This window comes from Paraglaciecola mesophila KMM 241, from assembly GCF_000315015.1.
Lineage (GTDB): Bacteria > Pseudomonadota > Gammaproteobacteria > Enterobacterales > Alteromonadaceae > Paraglaciecola > Paraglaciecola mesophila.
Genome location: NZ_BAEP01000012.1, coordinates 1 through 20,114, shown reverse-complemented (window position 1 = coordinate 20,114; position 20,114 = coordinate 1). Strand labels below are relative to the sequence as shown.

At 44.4% G+C, this 20,114-nt stretch carries 14 protein-coding genes; 9 read left to right on the top strand and 5 right to left on the bottom strand.

Annotation, left to right across the window (positions count from 1 at the left end; translation table 11 throughout):
• Window positions 1-141: 141 nt before the first annotated feature.
• Window positions 142-1,167, bottom strand: coding sequence for a hypothetical protein (locus GMES_RS03710; protein WP_006991236.1), 1,026 nt, complete (start codon window positions 1,165-1,167; stop codon window positions 142-144).
• Between the two features lie 26 nt (window positions 1,168-1,193).
• Complete coding sequence (locus GMES_RS03705; RefSeq protein ID WP_006991235.1) at window positions 1,194-4,043, bottom strand: FAD-binding and (Fe-S)-binding domain-containing protein; 2,850 nt, start codon at window positions 4,041-4,043, stop codon at window positions 1,194-1,196.
• 892 nt (window positions 4,044-4,935) lie between these two features.
• On the opposite strand from GMES_RS03705, the gene pckA reads away from it, so the two are divergent.
• Both pckA and GMES_RS03695 read left to right on the top strand, forming a co-directional pair.
• Entirely contained in the window at window positions 4,936-6,567 is a 1,632-nt protein-coding gene (pckA, locus tag GMES_RS03700) for a phosphoenolpyruvate carboxykinase (ATP) (RefSeq protein ID WP_006991233.1), read from the top strand.
• 222 nt (window positions 6,568-6,789) lie between these two features.
• On the top strand, window positions 6,790-7,146 hold the full coding sequence (locus tag GMES_RS03695; protein ID WP_006991232.1) for a DUF1428 domain-containing protein: 357 nt from the start codon (window positions 6,790-6,792) through the stop codon (window positions 7,144-7,146).
• A gap of 220 nt (window positions 7,147-7,366) precedes the next feature.
• Here GMES_RS03695 and GMES_RS03690 read toward each other — a convergent pair whose 3' ends face one another.
• Window positions 7,367-8,176: a ferredoxin--NADP reductase gene (locus GMES_RS03690; RefSeq protein WP_006991231.1), complete on the bottom strand. Its 810-nt coding sequence runs from the start codon at window positions 8,174-8,176 to the stop codon at window positions 7,367-7,369.
• 634 nt (window positions 8,177-8,810) lie between these two features.
• Here GMES_RS03690 and GMES_RS03685 point away from each other — a divergent pair.
• Together GMES_RS03685 and GMES_RS03680 are read left to right on the top strand one after the other, a co-directional pair.
• Window positions 8,811-12,131 (top strand): glycoside hydrolase family 15 protein, encoded by a 3,321-nt coding sequence (locus tag GMES_RS03685; protein ID WP_006991229.1) that lies wholly within the window; start codon window positions 8,811-8,813, stop codon window positions 12,129-12,131.
• A 316-nt stretch (window positions 12,132-12,447) separates the two neighbouring features.
• Window positions 12,448-13,062 carry a LysE family translocator gene (locus tag GMES_RS03680; protein ID WP_006991228.1) on the top strand — a complete coding sequence of 205 codons (615 nt, stop codon included), beginning with the start codon at window positions 12,448-12,450 and terminating at the stop codon, window positions 13,060-13,062.
• A gap of 77 nt (window positions 13,063-13,139) precedes the next feature.
• Here the strand turns inward: GMES_RS03680 and GMES_RS03675 are convergent, their stop codons facing one another.
• Window positions 13,140-13,787, bottom strand: coding sequence for a response regulator (locus GMES_RS03675; protein WP_006991227.1), 648 nt, complete (start codon window positions 13,785-13,787; stop codon window positions 13,140-13,142).
• A complete protein-coding gene (locus GMES_RS03670; protein WP_006991226.1) occupies window positions 13,784-15,178 on the bottom strand; it encodes a cache domain-containing protein in 1,395 nt (464 codons plus the stop codon). The genes GMES_RS03675 and GMES_RS03670 overlap by 4 nt, the downstream gene beginning before the upstream one ends.
• Window positions 15,179-15,421: 243 nt before the next feature.
• Here GMES_RS03670 and GMES_RS03665 point away from each other — a divergent pair, with 243 nt between their 5' ends.
• The 5 genes from GMES_RS03665 to GMES_RS03645 all read left to right on the top strand — a co-directional run.
• Window positions 15,422-16,498 (top strand): TRAP transporter substrate-binding protein, encoded by a 1,077-nt coding sequence (locus GMES_RS03665; RefSeq protein WP_006991225.1) that lies wholly within the window; start codon window positions 15,422-15,424, stop codon window positions 16,496-16,498.
• 139 nt (window positions 16,499-16,637) lie between these two features.
• Window positions 16,638-17,168 (top strand): TRAP transporter small permease subunit, encoded by a 531-nt coding sequence (locus GMES_RS03660; protein WP_033185428.1) that lies wholly within the window; start codon window positions 16,638-16,640, stop codon window positions 17,166-17,168.
• Complete coding sequence (locus GMES_RS03655; RefSeq protein WP_006991223.1) at window positions 17,168-18,448, top strand: TRAP transporter large permease; 1,281 nt, start codon at window positions 17,168-17,170, stop codon at window positions 18,446-18,448. Before GMES_RS03660 ends, GMES_RS03655 begins: the two co-directional genes overlap by 1 nt.
• Window positions 18,449-18,468: 20 nt before the next feature.
• Window positions 18,469-19,500 carry a porin family protein gene (locus GMES_RS03650; RefSeq protein WP_006991222.1) on the top strand — a complete coding sequence of 344 codons (1,032 nt, stop codon included), beginning with the start codon at window positions 18,469-18,471 and terminating at the stop codon, window positions 19,498-19,500.
• A gap of 213 nt (window positions 19,501-19,713) precedes the next feature.
• Window positions 19,714-20,114 (top strand): hypothetical protein (locus GMES_RS03645; RefSeq protein WP_226990240.1); only part of this gene is annotated, 401 nt, incomplete at its 3' end.

Sequence of the window (20,114 nt, the reverse complement as noted above, 5' to 3'; positions counted from 1 at the left end):
TAATCAGAGCGCTAGCCCTTTGAAAAGCCAATGCCTGGCTCACATTTTCTGATCCTGTTACAGGTATTGAGAAAATATATATAAGCAGACACGTGCACCAAGACCAATGGTCTTGCTTTATCTTCAGCTTTTACCTTGACGTTATTTATTTTCTAGCAGCTCTTGTAATGTTTTGGGTAATCGAGTGCGTAGCTGATAAGTTAGTTTTTGTTCGTGCTTTTGCCAAAGGATCCCCAGATAAACAATAAACGCACCTAATAAGGTGAGCATAATAGGAAAAAGCCAGCTGTCTTGAAACACTTCATAAGCCAAGTATCCCACATAACCACACACGCCGAGGGCGCCAAAAATAACCAAGACTCTGCGTACCAATACAATGCCAAACCCCATCATAAACAAATTGATACAACAGTAAGCAAACTTAGACCACTCATTGTCAGAGTGTTGCATAGACAAGCCACACCAAAAAGCGATAGTGCCAAACAGGTATAACCAAAATGCGTAATCTAGTGAAAGACGGGAACGAATATCTACCCAAAATGCTAGGCCTAAAATGAGTAAACCCATGTACATAGAAACCAATGCACGTAATTCGAACTCGGGATAATCTCCTGAAAGCATAACGGCGAGATCCATCGATAAGTACCACAGCGTGAGTGCAATGGGCATAAGTAAAAATGGATATTTATAGTTTTTGGCTAATATTACGCCTACAGCGAGTGTCCCTAGTTCCATGTAGAGCCAGTGCCACTGAACATAGCGATGATATTCACGGTAGCTATCGTCACCGGGCCAAACACCTAGCGCGTGCTGCAAACCGAAAATAGCCAAGGGAGTAAGTGACACTACAAAGGTGGCACATATGCCTGCAACAATGGGTAAGCCTTTCTTTGCTAGACGGTTGGCTAACATTATTCCTGCTATGGCGTATACCGCACACAATATAACAATGCCCCAACCACCAAATGACTCCCAGCCTAAGGTCATAAAAAGCGTCATTGCTCCTATGGCCACTAAGCCACCGAAGTAATACAGCACATGGGTAAAATCAAACTTTGCAGTGGTGCTCGGTAAACCGTCAACGAATAGACTTAATTGCTCCGCTTGTTCACGACTCAGGATCCCCTCTTGAACCGCCTGTGTGAGCTGGCTCTGGCTAATATCCATGTGACTTACTCCCTTTTAACGATGGCTTATGTAGTGGCCTGTGCGTTATTTTGCTGACTCACATCATCAAGTAACAGTAGTAGCGAGTGATAAGGAATACCGCTGTGCTGACTTAGCCCTATCTCGCACGTGCGACTATTACTGTATCCCACATTACACCCGACAGGTATTTGCGCTTTCAAATGGCGCAGTGCGCTGGCGTTTAGTTCAGGAACAAACATCCCTTTATCTCCCGCGAAGCCGCAACATTCAATCCCTTGGGGCTCTATCACCGTTTTACTACAGGCACTTGCTAGCGCCTGTAAATATGGCGCAAGGCCCATTTTTCGGCTGCTACAGGTGACGTGCAGCGCGACCGGCTCGACTTGCGCGGTAATCGTTAAATCAGCAATCACGTGCTTCACCATAAACTCACTAGTCTCGAAAATCTGCAACCCCTCTACATTTTTCAGTTCCTGGATATGTTGTTTGCAAGGGCTAGTGTCAAACACAATAGGTATTTTCCCCTCGCTGCTAATGTCCCTTAATTGCTGAGCTAATTGCACGCCCTTTTGTTGGGCCAAATCTGGGAAACCTTTACTGCTAAAAGGCATGCCACAACACAACTCATCAAGCTTATCAGGCAACATGACCTGATAACCTGCCTTGTTAAAAATAGAACGGGCTGCGTCATACGTAGAGCGCTTTTCATTATCTGAAGCAGCGGCCCCCATGTTGCGACTAGCACAGCTCGCAAAATAAATGACTTTTTTCGTTTTAAGTGCACCGTCGATGGTTACTTTCTTACCTTTACTCGGCCATTGACTTTGCCACAAGGGCATTTTTTTCGCTGACAACTGGTGCATTTTCGCACCTATTTGGTCAGTTAATGCATTCCCTAGCAATTTGGTGGCACTGCTTGAGAGCGCAAAGCCAACCCCCGCAGACTTGCTGACCAGCGAGAAATGTTCTGCACTGAATTTAGCGATTATTTCGCCAACGTTCGTTTGATTTTCACTACGCAGTTGCCTAATTAAATCACCTGTATTAATTCCCACAGGGCAGCGCTGAGCACACAAACCAGTAGCCGCGCAGGTATCAATACCCATATACTCAAAGTCTGTCTCTAGCTGATGCAGTTCCTGGGTTTCACTGTCGTTCACTATCTCTGCTTCACGCAATTGTTGTATCCGCCGCCAAATCGCGATGCGTTGTCTTGGGGTAAAACTTAAATCTTGTGAAGGGCAAACAGCCTCGCAAAAACCACATTCAATGCATTTATCGACTATTTCGTTTGCTTTTGGCAGAAGTTTAAGGTTTTTGATGTGACTTTGTGTATCCGCATTGAGTATCACACCCGGGTTCAAAATCCCCGTTGGGTCAATGATCTCTTTGAGTTTTGTCATCACACTGTAGGCTACACTCCCCCACTCTAATTCAACAAAGGGAGCCATGTTTCGGCCCGTACCATGCTCTGCTTTAAGCGAACCCTTAAATTCTACCGCTACAAGCTGAGCGACCGCTTGCATAAATTCATCGTAGCGCTGTATTTCGCTGGGTTCATCAAATGCTTGGGTGAATACGAAATGTAAATTACCCGCAAGCGCGTGACCAAATATGATTGCCTCTGAGTATCCGTGCTGGTCAAATAATTGATGTAAACGCTGTATCCCCTCGGCCATATTGGCGATTGGAAAACACACATCTTCTATTATCACGGTTGTGCCCGCTTCACGCACCGCGCCTACGGCGGGAAACGTGCCTTTTCGAATAGCCCACAACTGTTGGTTGAGTATAAGATCGCGACTAAACGCAATAGACTGTATAGGCGCGTAGCGGACTATGCATCGTTCGATATTAGTGCAATTCTCCGCCAGCGCCTTCTGGTTGCCTGCACTGGTTTCGATGAGCAATGCCGTGTAACCGTCATTAGGGGTGCAAAACGTATCAGGCAGTCCTGGTTGGCCCTTAACTGAGTTAAGCGCACGCTGATCCATAAGCTCCACAGCATCAACATTTTGTTTTTCAAGGGCTTGTACCAATGCACAGGCTTGCTGAGCACTGGCAAATAAATACAGACCACTGGCTTTGTGCGCATTCTCAACAACGGTTTGGTAAGTAATGTCAGCGATAAAACCAAGTGTACCCTCAGAGCCAATCATTAAATGCATCAACACGTCCAATGGATCCCGATAATCAATCAATGCATTAAGTGCATAACCACAGGTATTTTTAAGTCGGTATTTGTGAGTAATAAGCTCGCGTAATCTTTCGTTCCCTTGGCACTTTTGGGCCAGCGCTTCAAGCTCGTTCAGTAACGAAGAGTGAGTCTCGCGAAACTGCGCCTCGCTACTTGCATCACTGGTATCAACCACGGAGCCATCCGCTAATACCATGGTCATGTCTTTCACTGTGTAATAACTATTGTGCGCTACGCCGCAACACATACCAGAAGCATTATTAGCTGCAATTCCGCCAATTTTACAGCTATTGATAGAGGCTGGGTCGGGCCCGATTTTACGACCGTAACCCGCCAGTATCCGATTAGCATCGGCACCAATAATACCAGGTTGCAGCTTGATCCGCAGACCGCCATCAATGACCTCGTGTCGGCGCCAATCATCCGTTAAGGTCACTAGCACAGAGTCAGATACTCCCTGCCCTGATAAGCTAGTACCTGCAGCTCGAAATGTTACGGCCACCTCAAATTGATGACTTAGGGCAAGTACTGATTGCACCTGCTGAAGGTTTGACAGTTTTAGAACAAGCTGAGGAATAAGTTGATAAAAACTCGCGTCTACTCCTAACGCTCTGCGCCGGCTAATATCCTGAATGATTGTCTCTGGCGGTAAAAGGGATTCAATTTGACTGAGGTATTCGACAGGCAACGGTGTCATTTCATTGTCCTAATAAAGGTATTGAAGGATTGAGTTGGGAAGAAAACGGCATGTATGAGCAAAGAACAATAATGCCCAAAACATGCTAACTCGAATAAGAAGGAAAAGAATCGCATCTTGTGGGTACGGCATCAAGTACAAACCACAACTGGTTTTATACAATTAATTTTATCCAAAGCACTACCCATTTAACAATGGCGATTATCGTAAAAGACGGTTATTCCTTACGTTTGGCTATTCAGAATGTCCTCCCCAATTTTAAACACTGACCTTTTTACAGTCAAAACGCTTCTATAAATTTCTACCTCACCCACGGATAGATCCATTCGACAAATTACACTGCGCGATGAGGCAACAAACGTGATCAATCACTCAATTGATCAGTAATTTCGGAAAATCTGTAACCTTTCAACATATACAACATCAATACTCACTATAGGTAACAGAGCATGTTGGCTGCTCAATATTACCTAGAGGCTCCTAAAAGTAAGGTTTGAATAGTGATACGAATGATAAAAACGTAAAAACATTGTAAATTAATACTATTAATCAGTCAGTTATAAGACCAATAAAAAATCTTTTAATACCAATAGCCTAGGATAGAAACGTTTAAATTGGTCATTTTTGGTGCCCCTTGAGCTGATTAGAGAATGTTTTAATTACGCCTTATGATAAAAGATTATCAAATTATGAAATTAACAATGTTTTATTACACACCCACTTTCAAAGGGTCGCTAAAAGTGTTTAAAATAGGTAACAGAGCGAGCTTAATGTTAGAAAAGTAGACACCAATATTTTTCACTTTAAAGGATGATGGCTTGGCTCTCTTAAGTTAGGTCAATTCAAATCGCACATACCGTTTTATCGCCACAGCAAAATGAAGGGTTAGTTAATGAATATACACAAATTGTCCGCAGAGTTAGCCAAGTTTGGCATTACCGATGCCACTGAAATTCTACATAACCCCTCCTATGACATATTGTTTGAGGAAACGACACACCATAGCCTTGAAGGTTATGAAAAAGGCGTCGTCACCGAATTAGGTGCCGTGAACGTGAACACAGGCAAGTTCACCGGCCGCTCCCCTAAAGACAAATACATAGTGCGCGATGACGTCACCAAAGATACCGTTTGGTGGTCTGATCAAGGTAAAAACGACAATAAACCGATTTCTCCTGCCGTGTGGGACGACCTCAAAAGTACAGTGACAAAACAACTCAGCGGCAAACGCCTGTTTGTGGTAGATACCTACTGCGGCGCAAATGAAGACACCCGTTTGAAAGTGCGTTTTATTACCGAGGTCGCATGGCAAGCTCACTTTGTCAAAAACATGTTCATACGCCCAACAGAAGAAGAACTGATTAATTACGATCCTGACTTTGTGGTAATGAATGGCGCAAAAACCAATAACCCCAATTGGAAAGAGCACGGTATTAACTCTGAAAATTTTGTGGCATTTAATCTAACCGAAAAAGTCCAGCTGATTGGTGGTACTTGGTATGGCGGTGAGATGAAAAAAGGCATGTTTTCAATGATGAACTACTTGCTTCCCCTTAGAAACATTGCCTCTATGCATTGCAGTGCTAATGTAGGAAAAGACGGCGATGTTGCAATCTTCTTTGGTCTGTCCGGTACCGGAAAAACCACCCTATCAACAGATCCAAATCGTGAATTAATTGGCGATGATGAACACGGCTGGGATGACAATGGTGTGTTTAACTTTGAAGGCGGCTGTTACGCGAAAACCATCAATTTAAGTAAAGAAAACGAACCGGATATCTATAATGCTATTCGCCGAGATGCCTTGCTTGAAAATGTGACAGTTGATGCCAATGGCAAAATCGATTTTGACGACAACAGCAAAACAGAAAATACCCGAGTATCTTACCCCATTCACCATATCGACAATATTGTGAAGCCCGTCTCGCGAGCAGGCCACGCAAACAAGGTCATTTTCTTAACGGCAGATGCATTTGGTGTACTTCCAGCAGTGTCAAAATTGACGCCTGAACAAGCCCAGTATTATTTCTTGTCTGGCTTTACCGCTAAATTAGCGGGCACTGAACGCGGTATTACAGAGCCAACGCCGACGTTTTCTAGTTGCTTCGGCGCAGCCTTTTTAAGCCTGCACCCTACGCAATATGCTAATGTGCTTAAAAATCGTATGCAGGCGGCTGATGCTCAAGCTTACTTAGTCAATACTGGCTGGAATGGTACCGGCAAACGCATCTCTATTAAAGCGACTCGAGCCATAATCGACGCAATTTTAGACGGCTCTTTAGATAATGCTACCACAACTACCCTACCTATTTTTAACCTACAGATCCCGCAAAAATTAGGTGAACTAGACACGGATATTCTTGACCCGCGTAAAACTTATGAGAATGAAAGCCAATGGACAGATAAGGCAACAAGCTTAGCAGGATTGTTTATTGATAATTTTGACAAGTTCACAGATACCGACAACGGTAGAGTGCTTGTTGCGGCTGGGCCTACCCTGTTTAGTCATGCTAAAAGCGCATAAAACACGCTAACCACATTGACTGAATAGTTTAAACATAAGCAAGTACACCTAGGTGTACTTGCTTAGCTCCTCTTCCATCTTCTAACTCTAACCTCATCAGCATCACGATTCATCGGTAACTTAAGTGCTTTGGCGACATTACTGCTTTTTTATCTTCGATTTTGTGCTATCGATAATAACAGCATCACAATTAAGTGATGTGACCTACCTACAGAGGTTTATATGTCTTATATCGATGGTTTTGTTGTTGCGGTGCCAAGCATAAATAAAGAAGAATACAAAGCGTACGCGAAACAATGCATTAAAATTTTCAGAGAAGAATATGGCGCTTTAAGCTGCACAGAGTGTTGGGGCGAGGACGTACCCGCTGGTGAAGTGACGTCTTTCCCTCTGGCTGTACAAGCAAAAGCGGATGAAACGGTGGTCTTTTCGTGGATAACTTGGCCGTCAAAAGAAGTTAGAGACCAAGGTATGCAAAAATGCATGAATGACCCGAGATTTGACCCTGCTACCGCCCCCATGCCATTTGATGGCAAACGCATGATTTATGGTGGTTTTGAAGTACTCGTAGACGAGTAATTAAGCGAACCCTCTGTAGTAGTCAATTTGGCGCCCACAAAAAGAGAACGTGGGCGCACTAAAGCACAGCGGGATTTTCTGAGCGTTAGTCCACTTAGGCAGACACACAAAGAGAGAATGAACCTAGTGTAATATCGCACTAGCATAACATACGATGATTGCTCTTCTCAGCGCATTGCCGTTATATTTTCACTTTTGCTTTGCTAAAAACACCGAATGCTTACTTTTCTATGAATGCTTGCTCAATGACATAGTGCCCTTGAGAGCGTGAATTCGCTTTACTGAATCCCTTAGCGTCTAAGATAGCGGCTAAATCTTTTAACATGGCGTCATTGCCACACAGCATAAACCGGTCATTTTCTGGGTCGATATTCGGTAGGTTTAAATCATCAGTCAATTTGTTTGACAGTAACAAATCGGTTATCCGTCCTTGATGACGGCACATTCCATCAGCTGTTTTTAAACTGTTGTATTGGTAGTCTTCTCGCGTCACTGTTGGGTAATACAGTAGTTTGTCTTGAACAAGATCGCCAAAGTACGGATTGTTCGGTAGTGACACTTCGATTTCTTGTTGATAAGCCAATTCTGACGCCCAGCGCACTCCGTGAACCAGTATGATTTTGTCGTATTGCTCATAAATATTGGGGTCTTGAATAATGCTCATAAACGGCGCTAAACCGGTGCCTGTGCTCAATAAATAAAGGTTTTTACCGGGCTGTAAGTAACCAGGTACCAAGGTACCGGTTGCGCGTGTAGTGAGCATAACTTCATCACCCGCCTGAATTTTCTGTAATTGTGACGTAAGCGCGCCATCGGGTACTTTGATGCTGAAAAATTCAAGTTCATCCGCGTAGTTAGCGCTGGCGATACTGTACGCACGCATAAGCGGTTTACCGGCAAGCTCAAGGCCAATCATCACGAATTGACCGCTTTCGAAGGTAAAAGATTTTTGTCGAGTCGTTTTAAAACTAAACAGTGTTTCATTCCAGTGGTGAACAAAGGTCACGCACTCTTTAATCACATTACGCATTTCGTTAAGTTCCTCCAAGTTTCGAAACTTAGTATCTCACAAACACCATAACAGTAATAATTCTTATTTGCATCTAATTGTAACGACAAATGTAAGTCTTGTCTTTTTTACACATTACTGTGCACCATGATCGAGCGCTCGCACTCGATCTACAATGAAAGAGAAATACAAACACCTCCAAAACTTAAACGTTTAAGTTAGACTGTATATGCGCTATGTTTCATATTTGAAACGATAGACTGTTGTTAAGTAAACAAGCTAGGTTGAAGGTCATGAAGGCCCATCACGCTTTGTACTCGTAGGTATAACGTGCTTTGCGCCCTTAGGTGTATTGCGCTGTGCCCGCATAAACACTGACTTTAGTAGTACTGCTTGATAAGTTAAGCGCACCGTGGCGCAATCTTTGCTGGTATTTTTTCCATATTGCATCGCTAATGGCCATAACAAAGAAACACAGAAATGGCCTTTAACCTATTGTTCACTATTAGCCAGCCAAGTTAGATGATATAAGCATTCACAACTTGGCATTACTCATTTTCAGCGTGGGTATGATATTTGTGTGTCACAAATTAGATACGCTGCGCATAGACGGAAGCAGATTGATTCGCTTCCTATGAATTAATTAGGATCTTGTATGCAAAATCTTGAACTAAACACCCAATTAGACTCGTATTATCAACAAATTAAATCGATTATTTTAGACAAACAACATCCTGTCAGCGGCTTATTGCCAGCCAGTACCGCCATCACAATCCATGGTAATTACCAAGATGCCTGGGTAAGAGACAACGTTTACAGTATTCTAGCCGTATGGGGCTTAGCCCTCGCCTATCGCAAAGTAGATAGTAACGATGGCAGGGGGTATGAGTTGCAGCAGCGCACAGTAAAATTGATGCGCGGATTATTGCGCTCCATGATGGCACAATCCGAAAAAATAGAAGTCTTCAAGAAAACCCGCAATCCTATTGATGCTTTGCATGCCAAATACGACACCATCACAGGTGATAGCGTGGTAGGTGATGCAGAATGGGGGCACTTACAAATTGATGCGACCTCAGTGTTTCTGCTAACACTGACGCAAATGATTGCATCAGGCCTAGATGTTATCTGGTCTGACGAAGAAGTCTGCTTTATTCAAAACTTGGTATATTACATTGAGCGCGCGTATCGCACCCCAGACTTTGGTATTTGGGAGCGCGGCGCTAAAAGTAACAGTGGTAGCGTTGAATTAAACGCCAGTTCGCTTGGCATGGCAAAGGCAGCGCTTGAAGCGCTCTCTGGCTTTAATCTATATGGCGCGAAAGGCTCGTTGAGTTCGGTAATACACGTTATTCCTGACAACATTGCTCAGTCGAATATCACGTTGAGCGCGATGCTACCCAGAGAATCTAACACCAAAGAAATTGATGCGGCGTTACTCAGTGTCATTGGTTTCCCTGCGTTTGCCGTACCTGATAAAACCCTGTCAGATCGGGTCAGAACTGAAATCGTTACCAAACTAGAGGGCCGATATGGCTTAAAGCGCTTTTTACGAGACGGACACCAAACCGTGCTTGAAGATGAAGGGCGTCTGCATTACGAAGATAAAGAGTTAAAGCAGTTTGAAAACATTGAATCTGAGTGGCCATTGTTCTACGCCTATCTCTATTTAGATGCTATTTTCACAGATAATAAACCACAAATTAAGCATTATCGAGACAGATTAGATAATGTACTGGTTGAGCAAAACGGTTTTAAATTGCTTCCTGAATTATACTTTGTGCCCGCTGAATCTATTGATGCAGAGCGCGCAAAGCCACAATCGCAAAATCGATTACCTAATGAAAACGTACCATTAGTTTGGGCCCAAAGTTTATTTTTACTCGGTACCATGCTCGAAGATGGTTTGCTCAGACCTGGAGACTTAGATCCCCTTGGGCGCCGTCACGGGAAACCGAAAATGCAGCCTGTTGTTCAGCTGATATTTTTAGCAGAAGATGAACTATTACAACAAGAGTTGGCCGCGCATGGAGTTGCCACAGAAACCTTAAGCGATATTGCACCGGTAAAGGTTTATCGGCCAGAGGATATCGCTGCGGTACATGGCCAAGTCGGCAGATGTGACAGTTTAGGGTTAACGGGTCGTATCCCTAGAATGCTAAAAAGCTTAACCACCAGCCGCGTTTATATGTTCAACAAACAGCGCGCCGTGTGTTTGACTCCTTCGTTCATGCAGCACGAGTACTTCTTAAGTTATGACATTGATTTTCTTGTACGTCGCTTTAAGAGTGAGTTGAGCTATTTGCACTCCAATTGGACCGAAGTTGGGCGCCCTACCGTCACGGTATTATTAACGCATAACTTGTTGGATGGTGATCGCAGTTCGTTTTTTGAATTAATGGCGCAGATAGTCACTGGTGAAGTGGATGACATACCGGTTAAGCATGGCACCATGGCACAGCTTGCCCCTACCTCGGCAGTGGAGCGTGTCGAACAATTAAATGATTTAGTGCTACCAGCAGAGCCACTACGTAATTTGTTCAGCCATTCTTGCGCCCTGTCGCTGTCTGGCAATCATATAGCGCTGACATCAGACCAAGAGCGAGAGATTGACTTGCTCACTGATGCAAATGAGCTGCATGCTCGTCTTGAACAATCTAATAATCTGTATCAACAAATTGCACTTCTTGCCGCCATGAGCAAGATTCTATCTCTTGATAGCACCATTACCTATCACGGCCAACATCACACTGTTAGGTCGTTAATAGAAGAGATTTACTTGCAAGCAGGTCGGTTGCGTTTGTGGTCTGTGCTTCGCCATGCATCTGGCTTGTTAGGTAAAGTAGACGGTGACTTAGGCTTAGCCGTGAGCGCGTTACTTGTCGCCCAGAAGTTTATTCAAGTGGGCCGTGCCTATAGTAACGAGTCGCTTATTTCTAAACCCTTACAAGATGACGAGCTGCTAGCCAAAATCAATCAATTTTGCCGTGAAGATGTGCGCGACCAAGTATTAACTCAAGAAGTGTTGTTGTCCCTTGGCATGTTGGTGAAGTCTCGACCTAAACTGTTCAGTGAATTGTTAACGGTACGTGTGAGTTACCTTATTGTACTACTCACCAGTCAGATATCTCGTGAACATAACAAGACCCCTGATGAGGCGTATGAACACATTATGAACTTGGCTCCTTCTGAAATTCAGGATCAGATCGAAGCGGTGCTCGAGGAATACCAAAATCTAGCTGACTTACCGATCAAACTCGAAGAGCTTCATGCTGAATGTGTTTCAGGCAAATTAGACTGGGATCAAGATTCAGGCTTTGAAGAGCTCGCTGAGCCAGCCGAGGGTTGGTATGTATGGCGTCAACATCAAGGCGTAATAGACAGACGCCCCGCGGGTTTCATCCCCCAAGTTTGGAGCATCTTTAAGCATACCACTGGGCTGGTGATTGGTAATAAAATGGATAAGCGTAACCGGGTTGCCAGCGATATGGTGCTCAGTGATATGACCCAAGGCGAAGCCGCATTTGCGCTGTTAATAGAGCAGATGTTAAACAACATTCAAGCGCCTGAATATCGCCAGCTTACGGTGGAAACCATGAGTGCCCTAGGTCGCTTTTTTGAACAAAACCCAAGTTTGCAGATTGACGAAGCGCTGACCGTCGATGTAACCATCGGCCATGCTGTGCACTTAGCCTACAGTGAAGTTCACCCCGAACGAATGGATAATTACGCAGAGCATAAAGGCCAAGCTTGGGATAGTTTTTATCATCGCTCCCCCATGGAAACCACCCTATTTATCGTCTCTGCACTGCGTAAATTGTTAACGGTACGCTCTGCAGGTGACGATCTACCGAGCGACGAAATCACTAGCAGCGAGGCACCACAACGCGAACTAAGCACTAATGCTGTGGTCAGTGACGACGTGGCCAGTGAAGCATCGCCCTTAGAAACACAAGGGCAGCCTCAACAGCCATAATCTCTATCGTTCTCAATTTATTATTGTAAGGGCACTAGGTTTACATCAAATCTAGTGCCCTTTTTTGTCAGTAGGCGACAAGGTTCGCTCGTGTTGCACGTGGTTCTATTATTAAACTATTTAGGCAATGTTACAGCGCGTTGGCTCATTACATGAAGTCTGCAAAATCGTTTAGATAAGTATGTTCGCCATAAGACGCAAAGCGATAAAACCCCACATCGTGCCTTTAAGGGAAGCAGCCGATCGTATCCCTAGCAAATCAAACTGATATGGGTAAACTGCTCGCTTTGTAATTTACCAACTTGGATGCGCATTCATGCCAGATTTAGCTATTCTCGCGGTATTTATTCCCACTTTCTTTTTCGTTTCTATTACACCCGGTATGTGTATGACATTGGCCATGACCTTGGGAATGAGTGTTGGTGTGCGCCGGACCTTGTGGATGATGATAGGCGAAGTCATCGGCGTTGCTCTTGTCGCCATCGCTGCAGTCATCGGTGTGGCCAGTGTGATGCTCAACTACCCAAGTGTTTTCCAAGTCTTCAAATGGGCGGGCGGCGCATATTTAGCTTATTTGGGGATTAAGATGTGTTTTGCACATGATAAGGTCACCACAGAAGACAACCCTACTTTTACCTCTCGAGGGAAGCTTGCAACACAAGGGTTTATTACCGCGATTGCTAATCCCAAAGGTTGGGCGTTTATGGTGACCCTTTTACCGCCCTTTATTAGCGTGACCCAATCCCTTTCTGGGCAACTTGTTGTACTGGTGAGCTTGATCATGTTCAGTGAATTTTTGTGTATGCTTATTTATGCCACCGGGGGGAAAAGCTTGCGATTATTTTTAAATCGCGGCAATAATATCCGCTGGATGAACGCCATCGCTGGTAGCTTGTTAATTGGCGTTGGAGCCTGGTTAGCGTTTATATAGGTTAGCCTCTAATTAGATAAGCCATTATTAGCGCTTCATCAAACGTGCGATGCTCAACGCATTGCGAAGCGCTGGTATCACTTTTCTACTAGCCCATGGTCTACCGCGTAACAAATTAGCTCAGCCAAGGATTCAATATTTAATTTGCTTTTCATATTGCGCCTATGCGCTTCTACTGTGCGAAAACTGATATTTAAAATGCGCGCAATTTCTTTACTCGATTTGCCTTGAGCGACATGGGTTAAAATGAGCTGCTCCCGGGTAGTGAGCTTTTGACTGGTGTCTTTGATTGGCTTATCAATCAACATTTTTGCAATTGAACTGCTGAAATGGGTTTGTCCTTTAGCCACCGCCTTAATCGCGTAATACACCTCTTCCGATGTTGTGTCTTTTAAAATATAGCCAGATGCCCCCGCTTGAATCGAACTCGTCACAAACTCGGGGCTGTCGTGCATGCTAAATATCAACACTTTGGTGTCATCGAGACTGTCGGTGATAATTTCAGTTGCATCGATACCGTTCATAGAGGGCATACTAATGTCCATTAAGATCACATCCGGTTTTAAATCGAGGGCTTTTTCCAGCGCATCCTTTCCATCATGGGTCATACCCACAATTTCAATGTCATCATAAAATGATAAACAGGCGCTAAGCCCCCCTTGCACCATAGGGTGATCATCTACCAGTAATAGTCTTGTAGGTTGCTCACTGTGTGTTTCGGTCATACTGAAGGGCCCTGTGTAGCAGTGTGAGTGTTAGCGTAGCTAGCTTTTGGAATTCGCGCTGTAACCTGTGTTCCGTCATTTGACGAGCGAACGTTAAATTCTCCTAGATGATATTCTACCCGCTCGGCTAAATTCCGTAATCCTATTCCATAGTCTTCAGGTTTATCTGTGTTGTGGGCATCAAAACCACAACCATTGTCGCTGATCGTCAACGTTAGCCATTTGTCTTTGATTGTCATCTCGATATTGACTTCGCTGGCATGTGCGTGCTTTTGCACGTTAATCAAGGATTCTTGCACCACGCGGTACAGAGTCGTGCTGATCCCATTTTGAACCAATTTACGTACAGCGGGTTTAGTCACATTCACTGCGATGCCTGTTTGTTCACTAAATTCAGTGGCCAGTGCGTCCATAGCGGCAGACAAACCCAGCTCGTCTAATATTCTGGGGTGTAGATGATGTGATATACGGCGTATTTCACTGATGGCATCTTGAAGATTACTTTGAGCGTGCTCCAAAGGTTGCGGCTTATCTACTTTGGCCTTTTTCAGCCATAAACCAGTCGCTTCTAATGAGTACTTAATGGAGACTAACACTTGCACAATACCATCATGTAATTCTCGCGAGATGTGCCGGCGCTCTTCCTCTTGCATGTTGATGATCTTAAGCCCCAATTCACTGATTTTTTGATCGGTCTTTTTCTTTTGACTCAGATTTAGAATCAAACCCAGCAGAAATATAAGGAATATGGACGACATGGCAACAAGCAATATAATTTGCTTAGTCTTATTAATATGCTGGTCGATTTCTCGCTGCAGTTTACTCAGTTGACTGTTTACGTCATCTAAGTACACACCAGTACCAATCATCCAATTCCATTTCTCAAGAAAAACCGAGTAACCCATTTTTTCCGACATTTCACCAGCAGAAGGCTTTCGCCAAGGGTAACGATGAAAGCCCCCACCCGCTTTGGCGTTAGCCAGTAGAATTTGTATGGTCTTATCACCGTTTTCCCCTTCAAGCTCCCACCAGTTTTTACCCACTCTGTAGGGCTCTTTAGGGTGCACCACGCCATTGCCATCACCGTCATAAACAAAAAAGTAGCCGTCGTTACCGCTGTAGGTCATATCGTGAATGATCTCGGTAACTCGGGCTTTTGCTTCATCGTCGTCAATGGCGCTGTTTTCGTAAGCGTCTGACATGGCTGAAACAGCAAGCAATGTATAGTTTTCCAGCTCTTGATGCTTTTGTTCAATAAGAAAGTTTTCTAAGGTATCAACACTTTGATTGGAGAGATCTCGGTATTCATCTGTCACTAAGAAGTACGTCAAGATAGACGTTAATACTACCTGCAGCACTGCAATAAACAGCAGTCTTAAGGGTAAAGTCATGTTAATTGCGCCTTGGAGCCGAGCAAAATCAGCGTGTTAAATTATTGTGAACGTTAAAGAAGGATTATTTCAGTCTTTCCGCTTGGGCGCCAACCTACTTCTACCTAGGTAAAACTACCTAGTGCAAATGGGTGTTCATACGAATAGTTACACACTCACAAACATTTAACATTCCCCTAACAGTTTTTCACTTGGCGTTAGCAAATCGCCGATGTGACCTTTGAACGCTTATTAGGAATCCCAATGAAAGCAAAACATTTATTACTCACCGCCCTAGTTCTTACTCTAGGCCTCAGTGCAACGGCCAGTGCTGCCGATGGCAAAAAATATCGCTGGCGCCTAGCGGAAACTTGGGGCCCTAACTTCCCTATATTCGGTGATGCTAGCAAAAACATGGCAAAAATGGTTAAGGAAATGTCAGATGGGCGCTTAACCATTCGCATCGATTCAGCCAACAAACATAAATCAGCGTTAGGGATTTTTGATTTTGTAAAAAGCGGCCAGTACCAAATGGGTCACTCAGCGTCTTATTATTGGAAGGGCAAAGACTTTAATACCATGTTTTTCACCACAGTGCCGTTCGGTATGACCGCCCCTGAGCAATATGCCTGGTTCTATTATGGCGGCGGTATGGAGTTGATGAAAGAAACCTATGACCAATACGGAATATTGTCCTTTCCTGGTGGTAATACTGGCGTACAAATGGGTGGTTGGTTCAGAAAAGAAATCAACAAGGTTGAGGATTTAAAAGGTCTTAAGATGCGTATTCCAGGTTTTGCCGGTGAAGTACTGGCTAAACTGGGTGCAAGTCCAACGAACATCCCATCTGCCGAGCTTTACACAGCATTAGAGCGTAACACCATTGATGCCTTAGAATGGGTTGGACCGTCTCTTGATTTACGTATGGGTTTCCACAAAATAGCGCCTTACTACTACACCGGCTGGCAAGAGCCTGCAACAGAATTGCAGTTTATGGTTAATCAAAAAGCTTATGACTCATTGCCTGCTGATTTACAGAAAATCCTGACTGTAGCAATGAAAACCGCCGCTTACGATATGTATTCTCAGTCTACCCATGAAAATGGCGTGAACTTAAAAGCCCTACAAAGCGAGTACCCTAATGTAAAAATTCGCACGTTCCCGCAACCAGTGATGAATGCGATTCGTGACGCGAATGACGAGCTCTTAGCAGAGTTTGCAGCAAAAGATAAAGAAACAGCCAAAATCTTGAAGTCCATCAAGAGCTACCAAGAGCAGGTGCGCGCCTGGACTAAGTTCGCTGATCAAGCGTACCTAGAAAGCTTCGAGTCAAACGAGTAACCAAAAAGGCTTGAAGAGTGACTTTAGTATCACTCTTCAAGCTCATTCCCTGTCCCATTACTTTTTAATTTTAGGCTAGCTGCCTGTCACTGTTTATTGCTTAGGTGACGGCACAGACGCCCCGTGTCAGAGATTTATTATGAATTCAGTCGTTAAGCTACTAGGCAAATTTATAGATGGTGTTGGCCATCTATGCAGTGTGCTGATGATGTTAATGATTTTGAACGTGTTTTACGACGTGATCATGCGTTACTTTTTCAATGAAGTCAGTATTGGTATGCAAGAGCTCGAATGGCACTTGTTCGCAGCCATGTTTATGTTTGGCATTGGTTATACCTTAAAAGCCGATGGCCATGTGCGAGTCGATGTATTTTACGACAACTTCAGTCCGCGCGTAAAAGCCTACATCAACCTGTTTGGGGCGTTATTGTTTGTACTGCCTGTGACCTTCCTGATCCTTTACTACAGCTGGGATTACACCCTTGAAGCCTATGAAATGGGTGAAGGCAGCGCCGATCCCGGCGGGTTACCCCATCGCTTTATTATTCGCGGCGTTATCCCTGTTTCATCTGTGTTTCTTATTGTATGTGCGTTGTACGTCGTGCTTGAACAACTGCAACGCCTCACAGGTAGTACGCCTTCTTCTACAGATCATAAGGATGCCATCTAATGACGGGTTTAGTTTTATTTGGCATTGCCCTGCTGTGCTTGTTTTTGGGCTACTCAGTGGCGTTTACGTTCGCTGGAGTTTCGGTATTAATTGGCGTAATTGTGCTAGGTGCAGACTTGTTTGCTTTTATGCCTTATCGCATTATGAGTATCATGGAAAACACCACCATGATGGCTATTCCCATGTTCGTCTTTATGGGCATAGTGTTGCAAAAAACCGGCCTTGCTGAGCGTCTACTTGAGTCTTCAGCCAAACTGTTTGGCGGTATATCAGGCGGCGTTGCCGTTTCAACCATCATAGTGGGTGCGTTGTTAGCGGCCTCAACGGGTGTAGTAGGCGCAAGCGTGGTCGCAATGGGCGTTATCTCTCTACCTGTCATGCTGAAAAATAATTATCACCAACCGACCGCTGCTGGTGTAATATGCGCGGCCGGCACGCTAGGGCAAATCATTCCACCGTCTATTATCTTGATAATTTTAGGTGACGTAATGGGCGTACCGGTAGGCGACTTGTTTCGCGCAGCCGTCATTCCAGGCGTATTACTGATAGTGGTTTATACCCTTTACATCCTCGTGTTAGGAAAAATAAAACCTGAGTTTTGCCCGCCGATTGACGTTACAGAAGATAAGCGAACCATCATTGTACAAGCTATTAAAGACATCTTTCCGCCGTTACTACTCATTGTTACCGTACTGGGCTCGATATTCACAGGGATTGCCACCCCAACTGAATCATCTGCCATCGGCGCTGTGGGTGCATTAGTCTTGTCTGCTATGTATGGCCGCTTTTCTTTTAAAGGGGTGCACGAGATTTCAGGCGAAACGGTCAAAGTGACTGCCATGATCTTCGCTGTACTCGTTGGTGCTACCGCATTCTCAATGGTGTTTAGTTATTCTGGTAGTGAATATTTAGTCGAAGACTTCTTTCTAGATTTACCTGGTGATAAATGGACCTTCATCGTGCTGGCCATGGTGACCATTTTATTGCTTGGTTTCTTCATCGACTTTATTGAAATTTCCTTTTTGATAGTGCCTATTCTGACTCCGGTTGCCATGTTGCTAGATATTGATTTGATTTGGTTCGCCATCTTAATTTCAATGAATCTACAAACATCATTTTTAACCCCGCCCTTTGGTTTTAGCTTGTTTTACCTCAAAGGCGTGGCCCCTAAATCTCTTAAAACCACGACTATTTATAAAGGCGTAGTGCCGTTTATTTTGATGCAAGTATTGGTCTTGCTGCTAGTCGTGATATTTCCTGAACATCTTATATTGCAATAACACACACATAGGACACACACATGAAAAAATCTATGCTCGCGTTAGCCATGCTTTCTCCCCTCGCAGCCAGCCAGTCTGCGCATGCTGAGGTAACCGCTTATGGCCGAGTGCTATATAACATTATTAAAGACGACACGACTGACGATCTGTACTTTGGTCGCCATGAATTTGCAGAATCGACCATAGGGGTAAAAGGCTCAGTTGAATACAATGACCTCACCTTTGGTGCACAGGTTGAAATTGGTCTAGATGAAGGTGTTTCCAATATCCTGCACGATGGCACGAACTCGCGAAACCGTATTCAAGAAATATGGGTGCAAGGTAAATTTGGTAAAGTGAAAATGGGCACAGGTGCGAGCATTACCTGGATTGTGTCAGACGTTGACCAGTCAGGCACTTGGTGGTCAGACCCACTAGGTATGAGCCAACGCTTCGGTTCAACCCGCCGCGGCCCTGCTGGTGAAAGCCAAACGCCATTTATCACAACGCAATCAATCTTCCTTGAGCGCTTTGTGTATGAGTCACCTACGTTTTTAGACGGTGCTAAGTTTTATGCCCAATACGGTGAAGACAGCAGCTATGAAATAGCAGTCAAATACAAGGCTAATGGTTGGCGTGTTAATGCATGGTCTACCGATTTTGGTGATGCAGATAACGATGAAGATCCTCAAGCTAACATCGACGGCAATAGCACTGAAGGCTTCTTCGGTTCAGAGAGTGGCTACGGCATTTTAGCGGGGTACTTACATGATTCAGGCGTTAACTTTAGTGCGACTTATGGCGTGGCCGATCGAGTGACAGGTGGTGACAGCGATTTCTTAAACTGGAAGTTAGGCTATACCCAAGGTAAACACGCAGTTAGCTACAGTATGGGTAATTATGGCGCTGAAGATGCCAGCGGTATTGATGGGCCTGATCACACAAGAACCACTGTTGCGTATCACTTTGTACCCGTCGCGGGGGTTAGATTCTGGGCACAGGCAACGAAGGGTGATACAGACGAAGAAGAAAGCTTCAATGCTTTCGCTGTTGGTGGCATGGTGCAGTTCTAGTTTGCGTCAGCCCTAGTTCACAGGGCTTTGGCACTGTGCTTTTATCATCGCTGTGCACTTATCGCCGCTGTGCACTTAACTCAGCCGTGCATTTGCATTAGAAATGTCTCGCAACAATAACGTCTACCGCGTTATTGTTGCCTACGTTATACGTTTTCATCAGGTAAGGTTTTTAGAATGTCACTATATCGCGCTATAACGCAGGGTTCAGAAATGAGCCCGCGCCCACCACACAGCAAAGCTGTGCTTAATTCCATGTTTGCTGTGCTGCTGAGCGTCAGCGGCCCTGCCCTCGCCCAAGAAGAACTAGAAGGCCCCGGGATATTTTCAGGGGAAAAAGGGGAATTCTCGTTGAGTGAAATATTCTCTGACAAAGAAGAAACTCCAATGGAGCAGGAAAAAGCCAGTGGCCCCATTGTGCAGTCGAACGATAATCAGCATAACAACGTCTCTAGTGAGATCAGCACGGCGAACAGATCGCAGTCCGCGCTAGAAACAGACGAATTTAACTTGTTTAAAGCATACAAAATGGCAAAATCTAACAATACCCCAGCGTATCGAGAGTTTTTACTGTGGCTTGAATATCAAGACTACAAAAGCAGCAAAAGCGACTG

Coding starts and splice junctions, on each gene's coding strand:
- GMES_RS03710 (WP_006991236.1), bottom strand. CDS start 1,167: ATGGATATTAGCCAGAGCCAGCTCACACAGGCGGTTCAAGAGGGGATC.
- GMES_RS03705 (WP_006991235.1), bottom strand. CDS start 4,043: ATGACACCGTTGCCTGTCGAATACCTCAGTCAAATTGAATCCCTTTTA.
- pckA (WP_006991233.1), top strand. CDS start 4,936: ATGAATATACACAAATTGTCCGCAGAGTTAGCCAAGTTTGGCATTACC.
- GMES_RS03695 (WP_006991232.1), top strand. CDS start 6,790: ATGTCTTATATCGATGGTTTTGTTGTTGCGGTGCCAAGCATAAATAAA.
- GMES_RS03690 (WP_006991231.1), bottom strand. CDS start 8,176: ATGCGTAATGTGATTAAAGAGTGCGTGACCTTTGTTCACCACTGGAAT.
- GMES_RS03685 (WP_006991229.1), top strand. CDS start 8,811: ATGCAAAATCTTGAACTAAACACCCAATTAGACTCGTATTATCAACAA.
- GMES_RS03680 (WP_006991228.1), top strand. CDS start 12,448: ATGCCAGATTTAGCTATTCTCGCGGTATTTATTCCCACTTTCTTTTTC.
- GMES_RS03675 (WP_006991227.1), bottom strand. CDS start 13,787: ATGACCGAAACACACAGTGAGCAACCTACAAGACTATTACTGGTAGAT.
- GMES_RS03670 (WP_006991226.1), bottom strand. CDS start 15,178: ATGACTTTACCCTTAAGACTGCTGTTTATTGCAGTGCTGCAGGTAGTA.
- GMES_RS03665 (WP_006991225.1), top strand. CDS start 15,422: ATGAAAGCAAAACATTTATTACTCACCGCCCTAGTTCTTACTCTAGGC.
- GMES_RS03660 (WP_033185428.1), top strand. CDS start 16,638: ATGAATTCAGTCGTTAAGCTACTAGGCAAATTTATAGATGGTGTTGGC.
- GMES_RS03655 (WP_006991223.1), top strand. CDS start 17,168: ATGACGGGTTTAGTTTTATTTGGCATTGCCCTGCTGTGCTTGTTTTTG.
- GMES_RS03650 (WP_006991222.1), top strand. CDS start 18,469: ATGAAAAAATCTATGCTCGCGTTAGCCATGCTTTCTCCCCTCGCAGCC.